At 68.6% G+C, this 10,732-nt stretch carries 11 protein-coding genes; 2 read left to right on the forward strand and 9 right to left on the reverse strand.

The genetic code is table 11. The features are described from left to right. From TFC3_RS40585 to TFC3_RS31150, 9 genes are all read right to left on the reverse strand, one after another. Window positions 1-96, reverse strand: a 96-nt coding sequence (locus TFC3_RS40585; protein ID WP_131735922.1) for a Clp protease N-terminal domain-containing protein, incomplete at its 3' end; no start/stop codon positions are given. Between the two features lie 379 nt (window positions 97-475). Next, window positions 476-829 carry an Lsr2 family protein gene (locus tag TFC3_RS31115; protein WP_067509126.1) on the reverse strand — a complete coding sequence of 118 codons (354 nt, stop codon included), beginning with the start codon at window positions 827-829 and terminating at the stop codon, window positions 476-478. Between the two features lie 528 nt (window positions 830-1,357). Further along, entirely contained in the window at window positions 1,358-2,119 is a 762-nt protein-coding gene (locus tag TFC3_RS31120; protein WP_067509900.1) for a type III pantothenate kinase, read from the reverse strand. A gap of 9 nt (window positions 2,120-2,128) precedes the next feature. Further along, complete coding sequence (nadC, locus tag TFC3_RS31125) at window positions 2,129-2,992, reverse strand: carboxylating nicotinate-nucleotide diphosphorylase (protein ID WP_067509128.1); 864 nt, start codon at window positions 2,990-2,992, stop codon at window positions 2,129-2,131. Continuing rightward, entirely contained in the window at window positions 2,989-4,635 is a 1,647-nt protein-coding gene (locus TFC3_RS31130; protein ID WP_067509130.1) for an L-aspartate oxidase, read from the reverse strand. Before TFC3_RS31130 ends, nadC begins: the two co-directional genes overlap by 4 nt. A 62-nt stretch (window positions 4,636-4,697) precedes the next feature. Then, complete coding sequence (locus TFC3_RS31135; RefSeq protein WP_082772631.1) at window positions 4,698-5,675, reverse strand: septum formation family protein; 978 nt, start codon at window positions 5,673-5,675, stop codon at window positions 4,698-4,700. 99 nt (window positions 5,676-5,774) lie between these two features. After that, window positions 5,775-6,203, reverse strand: a complete 429-nt coding sequence (panD, locus tag TFC3_RS31140; RefSeq protein WP_067509132.1) for an aspartate 1-decarboxylase — start codon at window positions 6,201-6,203, stop codon at window positions 5,775-5,777. Continuing rightward, on the reverse strand, window positions 6,200-7,033 hold the full coding sequence (gene panC, locus TFC3_RS31145) for a pantoate--beta-alanine ligase (RefSeq protein WP_067509134.1): 834 nt from the start codon (window positions 7,031-7,033) through the stop codon (window positions 6,200-6,202). Before panC ends, panD begins: the two co-directional genes overlap by 4 nt. Next, window positions 7,030-7,899 (reverse strand): Rossmann-like and DUF2520 domain-containing protein, encoded by an 870-nt coding sequence (locus TFC3_RS31150; RefSeq protein ID WP_067509136.1) that lies wholly within the window; start codon window positions 7,897-7,899, stop codon window positions 7,030-7,032. The genes panC and TFC3_RS31150 overlap by 4 nt, the downstream gene beginning before the upstream one ends. Before the next feature lie 135 nt (window positions 7,900-8,034). Here TFC3_RS31150 and TFC3_RS31155 point away from each other — a divergent pair, with 135 nt between their 5' ends. Together TFC3_RS31155 and TFC3_RS31160 are read left to right on the forward strand one after the other, a co-directional pair. Beyond that, window positions 8,035-8,988 (forward strand): SAM-dependent methyltransferase, encoded by a 954-nt coding sequence (locus tag TFC3_RS31155; protein ID WP_067509137.1) that lies wholly within the window; start codon window positions 8,035-8,037, stop codon window positions 8,986-8,988. A gap of 21 nt (window positions 8,989-9,009) precedes the next feature. Continuing rightward, window positions 9,010-10,134 (forward strand): NADH-quinone oxidoreductase subunit D, encoded by a 1,125-nt coding sequence (locus tag TFC3_RS31160; RefSeq protein WP_067509139.1) that lies wholly within the window; start codon window positions 9,010-9,012, stop codon window positions 10,132-10,134. Window positions 10,135-10,732 lie beyond the last annotated feature (598 nt).

A 10,732-nucleotide genomic window follows, 5' to 3' on the forward strand; every position in this document is an offset into this window, starting at 1 on the left:
GTGCTCAGTCCCGATGTAGTTGTGGTTGAGCATCCGGGCCTCTTCTTGGGCCAGGACGACAACCCGTCGCGCTCGGTCGGTGAACCGCTCGAACATGCCCTCGTGCTCCTCACGTGCCGTGCGCCAATGAACTGGCGGGGCCAGCGCACGAACATCGGTGATGCCCGTGCTGTCACTACTCTATCGCCGCCGGGAGACTCTGCCGGGCCCTCGAGCCCGGCCGGGACGTCCCGCACCGATGATTTCCCCAACTTCGCACGCTCAGCGGCTGTTCCCCACCCCTGCGAAGTACGCGGACAGCGAAATCCCGGCGCTGCAGAAGAACCCACAAGGGGGATTACGCCGTCCACAACCTGTGGACAACGCCGTCCACCCCTGTGGATAACTTACGCAAGCGAGGCGCCCGATGAGCGAAAAGCAGCAGGGTCCGCCGCGCCGAAGCGCTGCGGACCCTGTGGAAATCGGTGCCTGCGAGTCAGCGGCCGGGACCTTTGGAGTGGAACTCGTCCACGATCTCCTGCGGGATGCGACCACGGTCGGAGATGTCCTTGCCGCTCTTCTTGGCCCATTCGCGGATGGCCTTGTTCTGCTCCCGGTCGGCGGTCGCACCGCCCCGGCCCCGAGCCGCCCGGCCGCCGACGACCACTCCGCCGCGGGCAACCTTCGAACCGGCTGCGACATAGGGAGCGAAGACGTCCCGCAATTTGGCCGCGTTCTTGTCGGACAGGTCGATCTCATACTGAATTCCGTCGAGCGCGAACTTGACGGTCTCCTCGGCGTCGCCGCCGTCGAGGTCGTCGACAAGCTTGTGAATGATCTGCTTGGCCACGGGCCGTTATCCTCCCAAACGCGGGGTTGACACTTAGGGTCTCTACTCAAGCAATCCTGCGAATACAATAACGCTTTGCCCGCGGGAACCGTCAATGCGGGGTTCGATATCGGGTCCCGCACGCATCCGGCGTTTCGCACGGCAATGCCGCGGGCACGACGATCGGCAATGCCACGAGCGCGCCGGCCCAATGCCACCCAGCGCAGCGATCCAATGCCGCGGGGTGCGTCGATTCCATTGGCGAAGCGCGGCGCCGGCCCCCGTATTCCGGGAGGCAACGGCCGGCGTGATTGGGACACCGGGTTGGGTACGAGAGCCGTCGGAGAGCCGCCCGGCCGGGCTTTTATATCGACATGCGCCACTTCAAGAGATCCGAACGGCCGGACCCCGCGGCGACCGGCAACTAATGAAATACCGGTCGCCGCAGAAACATCGGACCGAGTGCGGCGGATAGAGATCTATGTCCAGCGTGTTGCGCAGAGTCACAAACTTCGCGGGCGATTCCTGGTGCCGCAAAAGGGGTTCGGCTCAGCCGACATTCCGCTCATAAACCATGCGTAACCCGATCAGCGTGATCATCGGTTCGTACGCGGTGATGGTCTTGCAGGCATCCTTGACCAGCCCGGCGAGCCCACCGGTGGCAATGACCGAGCGCACCGGTCCGAGTTCCTCGGTCATCAGCTCGACGATCCGGTCGACCTGTCCGGCGACCCCGAAATAAAGGCCGGACTGTAAACATTCGACGGTGTTCTTACCGATCACCGAACGGGGGCGGGCGGGTTCCACCTTGCGCAACTGAGCGGCCCGGGCGGCCAGCGCGTCGAACGAGATCTCGATGCCGGGGGCGAACGCACCGCCGAGAAACTCACCGCGCGCGCTGATGACGTCGAAATTGGTGGTGGTGCCGAAGTCCACCACGATGGAAGGCCCGCCGTAGAGGGCGTGCGCGGCCAGCGTGTTCACCACCCGGTCGGCACCTACCTCCTTCGGATTATCGATGGCAAGCTGCACCCCGGTCTTCACTCCGGGTTCCACGATGACGTTTGGCAGCTCGCTGTAATAGCGGCCGAGCATCGTTCGCAAGGTGCGCAGCGCCGCCGGCACTGTGGAACACGCGGCCACGCCGGTGACTTCCACTGCGTCGCCGGCCAGCAGGCCCCGCAAAATGAGGCCGAGCTCGTCGGCGGTGGACCTGGCGTCGGTCTTGATCCGCCAGTTGTGAACCAGTTTGTCGCCGTCGAACGTGGCGAGAACCGTGTTGGTATTGCCGATGTCGATGCACAAAAGCACGATCAAAACCTAAACGACGCGAAGGTCCATGGCGATGTCGAGGATCGGTGAGGAGTGGGTGAGCCCCCCGACCGAGAGGTAGTCCACGCCCGTAGCGGCGTACGCGCTGACGGTTTCCAGTGTCAAATTGCCGGTGGCTTCGAGTTCGGCTCGGTCGCCGACCGCCACCACGACTTCGCGCAGCAACTCGGGTGTCATGTTGTCGCAGAGCAGAAAGTCGGCCCCGGCAGCGACCGCTTCCTCGGCTTCGGCCAGCGTGGTGACCTCGACCTGCACCGCAATATCCGGGAAAGCCTCGCGAACCAGCCGGTAAGCCGCGGTGATGCTGCCCGCCGCGAGCTTGTGGTTGTCCTTGATCATGGCCACGTCGTACAGGCCCATGCGCTTGTTGGTGCCCCCACCGACCCGCACGGCGTACTTCTCCAGCGCGCGCAGTCCGGGCGTGGTCTTGCGGGTGTCCAGCACTGTGGCCTTCGTGCCGGACAATTCGTCGGCCCACTTGCGCGTGTGGGTGGCAACCCCGGACATCCGGCAGAGCAAATTCAACGCGGTACGTTCAGCCGTCAGCAAAGACCGCGTAGGTCCACTGATCACGGCCAGCACATCTCCCCGTGATACCCGGGCGCCCTCCTCGACCCGCTGGTCGAAGGTCGCCACACCGCCCGAGGTGACCGCGAAGACCTGGGCGGCCACCGGGAGCCCGGCCACCACACCGGCGGCCCGCGCCACCAGCTCAGCGGTGTCCACCTGAGCGGCAGCAATGGTTGCCTCGCTCGTCACGTCGCGCGGTGGGTCGCCGAGGTCCTCGGCCAGCGCGGTGTAGACAACCCGCTCGACCTGGGCCAGGTCCAGCCCTTCGCTCACACTGGTCATGCCATCTCCTCAAACCGCTGGATCAGGTGGCCGTGCTGGTCGATCGAGTTCAGCAGGTGCCCACGCCACTCGTCGGCGGCGTTGGGGTAGTCCTCGCGCCAGTGACAGCCGCGCGTCTCCCGGCGTTCCGAAGCCGAGGCCACCAGCGCCGAGGCCACCGTGAGCAGGTTGGTGGCCTCCCAGGACGCATTGCGGGGGGTGCCGCGCTGCTCGCCGAGGCGGGCCAGCTCCTTGCTGGTGCCGGCAAGCGAGTCCGCCGAGCGCAGGACTCCGGCTCCTCGGGTCATGGCACGCTGCAGATCACCTCGTACGGCCGCAGTCACCACCCACCCCGCAGCCCCGGTGACCGGCACCGGGTCGGACTGGGCCGGCAGGTCACGGGCGATGTCATCGGCGATGCGCCGTGAGAACACCAAACCCTCGAGCAGCGAGTTGCTGGCCAGGCGGTTGGCACCGTGCACACCCGTGCAGGCGACTTCACCACAGGCGTAAAGGCCGGCTATGGACGTACGGCCGGAAAGGTCTGTTCGAACTCCGCCGGAGGCGTAATGCGCGGCCGGGGCGACCGGGATGAGATCGGTTGCCGGGTCGACGCCCGCGGCCCGGGTGGAGGCCAGGATGGTCGGGAACCGCTGTTCCAGGAATTCGCGGCCGAGGTGCCGGGCATCGAGGTAGACATGATCGGCGCCGGTGGCCTGCAGGACCCGGTGGATGCCCTTGGCGACCACATCACGCGGGGCCAGTTCGGCGAGCTCGTGCTGACCCACCATGAACCGCTTGCCGGACTCGTCGACGAGGTAGGCGCCCTCGCCGCGTAACGCCTCGGAGATGAGCGGGCGCTGCACCGAGGTCACGCTCGCGGTGACGAACGAGGTGGGGTGGAACTGAACGAACTCGACGTCGGTGACCACCGCTCCGGCGCGCAGGGCCAGCGCAACGCCGTCGCCCGTGGAGACCGACGGGTTGGTGGTGGACGCGAAGATCTGCCCCATGCCGCCGGTGGCCAGCACGACCGCCCGGGCCAGGATCGCGCCGACCCCGTCCTCGCTGCCCTCGCCCAGTACGTGCAGGGTGATGCCGCAGGCCCGGCCGTCGGCGGCGCGCAGCAGATCCAGCACCAGCGCGTGCTCGACCAGCCTGATCCAGGGGTCCCGCCGCACCGCCGCGTGCAGGGCGCGCTGCACCTCGGCCCCGGTGGCGTCGCCTCCGGCGTGCACGATCCGGTCGGCTCGGTGGCCCCCTTCGCGGGTCAGCATCAGCGAGCCATCGGGGTTGCGGTCGAACTCCGCGCCGATGCGCATGAGCTCGCGGATCCGCGCCGGGCCCTCCTCGACCAGCATCCGCACCGCTGCCGGGTCGCAGAGGCCGACGCCGGCGATCTCGGTGTCGAACGCGTGCGCCTCGGGGGTGTCCAGCGGGTCCAGCACGGCCGCGATGCCGCCCTGCGCCCACCGGGTCGACCCGTCATCAATGTTGACCTTGGTGACCACGGTGACGTGCAGCCCCTGCTCGCGCAGGTGCAGCGCAGCGGTCAACCCGGCCACGCCGGAGCCCACCACCAGCACGTCGGTGGTCTCGGTCCAGCCCGGCTCGGGAGCGGCCAGGCGGCGGGGAAGCGCCGGTAGGTCGGCGAGATGCGACATCTGATCAGTCAACCGCGCTCGTCCGAGAAATTCATCGCCGGGGCGCCACAAAGTGCCAAGCGTTACTGGTACTGGACAGGCAGCGCATCCTTGCCCTTGCCTTTGAGCGACGAGGTGAGCGTGGACGTATCCACCCAGAGGTAGCAGCGGACGCCGCGATCGCCCATTTCCCACACGTCCTCGCCACCCGGCAGCGATACGACGCCGGCGCGGTACTGCAGGTCGGCGTCGTCGGGCAGGGTGACGTACGACGCAATCCTGGTACGGCAGCCGGCGTGGAAAGCGTCCCACTCGCTCGGGCTGTCGGGGTACCCGGCGGTGTCCTCGGCCTGCCACAGCCCGACAAACTCCGCATTATGGGCAGCGGCACAGGGGGCAGCCGGCATCGTACCGATCTTGCCGTCCTTGTCGAGCTGCACGGCGTAGCAGGTGAGCAGCAGCGGCGACTTGGCTTCCTTCAGCGCATCCCGCAAGCTGCCGACCCGCTGCACCAGCCCGGCGTCATCCTCGACCGAGCTGCTGACCAGGGCCTCACATCGGTACCAGCGAGCACCCCCCGTCCAGGCTTGCTGGGTCGGCTGGGTGACCCCGATCCACAATCGCGCCGTACGCCATTCGCCGCCGACATACGCGGTGGTCTTGGCATCACAGGTCCGGTAGGCCTCGCGCTGGGCGGCCGAGTCGCTGGCGGGCGGGGCGCCGGCCTCGGCAGCCGGACCGGGGTACTCGCCGACATAGACGGTCTCGGTGCGGTGCTTGAGCTTGCAATCGACTTCTTCGTACGAGGACCGCGCGCCGGCGGTGGAGAAATTGGCCAGGTGGCAGGTCTCACCGACCGGGGTGAAGCCGGTGGGGGCATCAATGGCGGCCCAGCCGTTGAGCAGGTCACCGTCGACGCCGGGCGGGTTGCCGCAGCCCGCGGTGGCCAGTGCCAGCACGAGGACCGCGGCCGCCGTGAACCGGCGCCTGCCAGGGGCTGCGAAGCGGCGCAACCTACGAGCGGTGGCCGCGGCAGCGTACTGCCGGCCGAGGTCGACCATCCCGCCTCCTCAACTACCTATGTCCGTTTTGTCGATCATAGGGCAAGAGAGAGGAATATCCGCCAATCCAGCAGATGGCGACCGGCGGCGAACCCGACGTCAGGCGACGGAGTTGGTGAGGTCTCCCCGTACCAGATCGCCGGCCATTCCCGGCACCGCAGCCGCCGGGTCCGTTCCCAGCTCAATGACCTCGTTAGCGGCATTCACATGAACCACCCGCGGCCGATAGCGACGGGCCTCAGCGTCGTCCATCTGCCCGTAAGAGATCAGGATGACCAGGTCCCCCGGATGCACCAGATGCGCCGCAGCACCGTTGATGCCGATCACGCCGCTGCCCCGCTGACCTGGGATCACGTAGGTCTCCAGGCGCGCCCCGTTTGTCACGTCAACGATGGCCACCTGCTCGCCGGCCAGGAGGTCGGCTGCCTCCATCAGGTCCTCGTCGACCGTTACCGAGCCCACGTAGTGCAGGTCGGCCTGGGTCACGGTGGCCCGGTGGATCTTGGATTTGAGCATGGTGCGGATCATGCGAGGGCTCCCAGGGACACGGGTACGTTGTCGATCAGGCGGGTGGTGCCGGCCTTAGCCGCGACCAGCAGCCGGGCAGGGCCGGTCGTCGGGGCCGGGCCGAGCAGCGGGTCGGTCAGGGCCAGATAGTCCACCTGCAGGCCAGGCTCTTCACCCAGGATCTTTTTCGCCGCTTCGAGCACCCGCGCACCCTCGGTCTGCGCCGCACCCTCGCGCAACGCCTGCGACAAGGCAAGCGCCGACTTGCGCTGGTCCGCGGACAGATAGCGGTTGCGACTCGACAGGGCAAGACCGTCGTTTTCCCGTACGGTCACAACTCCCACGATCTCCGCGCCGATCTCCAGATCCCGGACCATGCGCTTGATCAGGGCCAGTTGCTGATAATCCTTCTCGCCGAAGAACGCCAGGTCGGCTCGGGTCAGCAGGAGCAGCTTGGCGACCACCGTGAGCATCCCGGAGAAGTGCCCGGGCCGGCTGGCACCTTCGAGGATCTCCCCCACCGGGCCCGCGTGCACCGTTACCGACGGCGTACCGCCCGGGTACATCTCGTCGCGGTCCGGGGCGAACACCAGGTCGACGCCCTCGGCGGTGCACGCTTCAACGTCGGCGGGCAGCGTGCGCGGGTACTTGTCGAAGTCCTCGTCCGGGCAGAACTGCAGCGGGTTCACGAACACGGTGACGATCACGTAGCCGGCGCGCTGACGGGCCTCGCGCATGAGCTGGCGGTGGCCCTCGTGCAGCGCGCCCATGGTCATCACGACGGCTACCCGGCCCGGAGCGGCGGCGCGGGCGGCGGCGAGGTCGGCGCGGGTGTGCACCACGGTGGTCATGACGGGCTCCCAACTATCGCGCCGGCGGTGGCCAGGACATCCAGCAGCAGGGCCGCGTCCTGCGGGCGCAGGCGACCGGCGGCGATGGCCCTGTCGGCAGTACGGCGGGCCAGCGCGAGGTAAGCCGGTGCCGACTCCGGGGAAAGACGATCAAGATGCTTGCGTACGGTCCCAGCATCGCCGCGCGAAACCGGCCCGGTCAGCGCGGCATCACCCAGGGCCAGAGCGTTGCCGAGCGCGGCGTGCAGCAGCGGTGACAACACCACGTCCGGGTGCTCGACGCCGGCCGCGCGCAGCAGATCAGCGGCCTCATTGACCAGCGTGACCAGGTGGTTTGCCCCGTGCGCGAGCGCCGCGTGGTAGGTCGGCCGGGCGTCCTCGGCGATCCACTCCGGCACGCCGCCGAGGTCGGTGACCAAGCGGGCGGCGAAAACCCGGTCCCGAGCCGTGATGCCCCACGCGATGCCGGGCAGCCGGTCGAGGTCCCCGGTCGAGCCGGTGAAGGTCATCGCGGGGTGCAGGGCCAGCCCGTTGACCTCACCGAGAACGGCGAGTCCGTGGGCGCCGGAAGTGTGCGCTGTGATCGTACGAGAACCGGTCCTGAGCCCTGCGGCTACTCCGGCCAGGGCGTCGTCGGGAACGGCCAGCAACAACAGGTCTTCGGCGGCCGTCGCAACCTCGTCGGCCGGCAGGATCGCGGCTTGCGGCAGCAGGCGGCGCGCGCGTTCCTGCGAGGCGGCGGAAACGGCCGCAGTGGCGACAACGTGGTGCCCGGCGGCCTGCAGGGCGGCCCCGAGAACGGCTCCGACCCGGCCTGCGCCCACCACGCCGATCACCAGCGGGCGCGCGTGCGGCAATGCGCTCATGTGCAGATCCAGTCCTCGTGAAGGGGTACCGGTCGATCGCAAGTATGCGCCCGGTTAACACGTTCGTGACAAGGACGTGTGAGCTTCTCCACCCCCTAGATTGGGGGCGTGACGAGGCTGGGTTGGCGGGCAGCGATGGGCCGGGCGCTCTACGGGCCGGGCGGTTTCTTCACGGGGGAGCACGGTGGTCCCGCTGATCACTTCCGGACCAGCGTGCACGCCTCGCCATTGTTCGCCGGCGCGCTGCTGCGGGTGATCACTCAGGTCGACCAGGCGCTGGGGCAGCCGGAGAAACTGCAGGTCGTGGACGTCGGCGCGGGCCGGGGCGAGTTGCTGGCCGCGCTGCACGCGCTGGCGCAGGGCAACAAGCGTTTCCAGTTCACGGGCGTGGAAGTGGCGTCGCGCCCGGAGGGGCTACCTGCGGACATCGCCTGGCGTCACGACATGCCCATGGACCTCATCGGCGTGCTGCTGGCCACCGGATGGCTCGACAATGTGCCCCTTGACGTGGCCGAAGTCGACGAGCAGGGCCGGATCCGGCGCGTTCTGGTGGACCCGGCGACCGGTCTGGAGTCGCTGGGCGGCGAGATCGATGCCGCCGACCGCTTCTGGATCGCGCGGTGGTGGCCCTGGGCCGGCCTGGGGGACCGGATCGAGGTGGGCTGGCCGCGCGATCTGGCCTGGGCAAATGCGGTTTCATCGGTACGGCGGGGAGCGGCGTTGACCGTGGACTACGGCCATGTCCGGGGCTCCCGGCCGCCGCTCGGGACACTTACCGGCTTCCGAGGCGGACGGCAACTGCCTCCCGTACCGGATGGAATGTCTGATTTGACAGCTCATGTCGCGCTGGACGCTGTCGCGGGGGCGGCCGGGGTTCCGTACCGGATGATCAGTCAGCGACAGGCCCTCAAAGCGCTCGGCATCGACGGCGCCCGGCCCCCACTGGATCTTGCCCGCACGGACCCGGCGGCCTATCTGCGTGCGCTCGCCACCTCCAGCTCGGCTGCCGAACTGATCGATCCGGACGGCCTGGGCGGGCATTGGTGGTTGCTGCACGAAGTGGGCATCGAGCTTCATGGGACGATCTGAGCCGTGAGTGACGTGCGGGAGATGACCGTCGGTACGGGTGCCGGGCTCGACACCGCCGACATGGTGCTCAACATCGGCCCCCAGCATCCCTCGACCCACGGCGTGCTGCGGCTCAAGCTGACCCTCGACGGCGAACGCGTGACCGCCTGCGAGCCGATCGTCGGCTACATGCACCGCGGCGCCGAGAAGCTGTTCGAGGTGCGTGACTACCGGCAGATCATCGTGCTTGCCAACCGTCACGACTGGCTGTCGGCCTTCTCCAACGAGCTGGGCGTGGTCCTGGCCGTCGAGCGGCTCATGGGCATCGAAGTGCCCGAGCGCGCCACCTGGCTGCGGATGGCGCTCGCCGAGCTCAACCGGGTGCTCAACCACCTGATGTTCCTGGGCTCGTACCCGCTGGAGATCGGCGCGATCACCCCGATGTTCTACGCGTTCCGTGAGCGCGAGACATTGCAGACGGTGATGGAGGAAGTCTCCGGCGGCCGCATCCACTACATGTTCAACCGCGTCGGCGGCCTCAAGGAAGAAGTCCCAGCCGGCTGGACCCGCCGCGCCCGCGCAGCCATCGCCGAAGTCCGCTCCCGCATGCCCGACATCGACAACCTGATCCGCAAAAACGACATCTTCCTGGCCCGTACGGTTGGGGTGGGCGTGCTGACAGCCGAGCAGGCCGCCGCGTACGGCGCTTCCGGCCCGGTCGCCCGAGCCAGCGGCCTGGACATGGACCTGCGCCGCGACGAGCCCTACTTGGCGTACGACCAACTCGACGTCCCCGTGGTCACCCGCACGGCCGGCGACTGCCACTCCCGCTTCGAAGTGCTGCTGGACCAGGTGTACGTGTCCCTTGACCTGGCCCTGGAGTGCCTGGATCGCGTGGACCAGCTCAGCGGCCCGGTGAACGTACGGCTGCCCAAGGTCGTGAAGGCGCCCGAGGGCCACACATACGCGTGGACTGAGAACCCGCTCGGCATCAACGGCTATTACCTGGTGTCGCGGGGTGAGAAGACGCCGTGGCGAATGAAACTGCGCACGGCTTCGTACGCAAACGTGCAAGCGCTGTCGACGCTGATTCCGGGGTGCCTGGTGCCGGACCTGATCGCAATCCTGGGGTCGATGTTCTTCGTGGTCGGGGACATCGACAAGTAGCTACCAGCGCTCGCCGCCCGGGGTTTGGTCGTCGCTGATCGGGCGGCGGCCGCTGCCTTCTGCCGGGCGTTGGCCGCTGCTTTGTGCCGGGCGGCGGCTGCTGCTGGGCTTTGGTGCGCGGCGTTCGCCGCCCGGTGGCGGGGGTGGGATCGGGCCGGTGGTCAGGCCGTAGCCTCGTTCCTCGCCGCGGTAGCCAGCGCCGTGCCGGCCGTGGCCATGTCTGTCGGCTCCGGCTGCGTCGGTGCTGGTCTCCGGGGCGGCGTGGCGGCTGCGGGGCTGCGGTGGGCGCTGGGTGATCGAGGTCGGGGGGCCCAGCAGGGCCGGTTCCAGCGGTCCGCCGGCGGCGTTGGAGAGATCATCCTGGCGCGGGGTGGGTGCGGGCGGCGCTGACGCGCTGGGAACTGACGCTGAGCCGCGCTGGCGAGGAGTGCCGGGTGGACGTACCGAGGCTGATGCCCTTGCGGGAGCGTCTGTGTCCGGACCGAACGAGGGACCGGCCGCGCCGGGCCATCCGGTTGCGCTGGGGCGGCCGGTTGCGCTCGGTCTGACGCTTGCGGTGGCCCGGCCACTCGCGCTGGGCTGGCGGCTCGGCTGGAGC

This window comes from Actinoplanes sp. TFC3 (assembly GCF_001553785.1).
Lineage (GTDB): Bacteria > Actinomycetota > Actinomycetes > Mycobacteriales > Micromonosporaceae > Actinoplanes.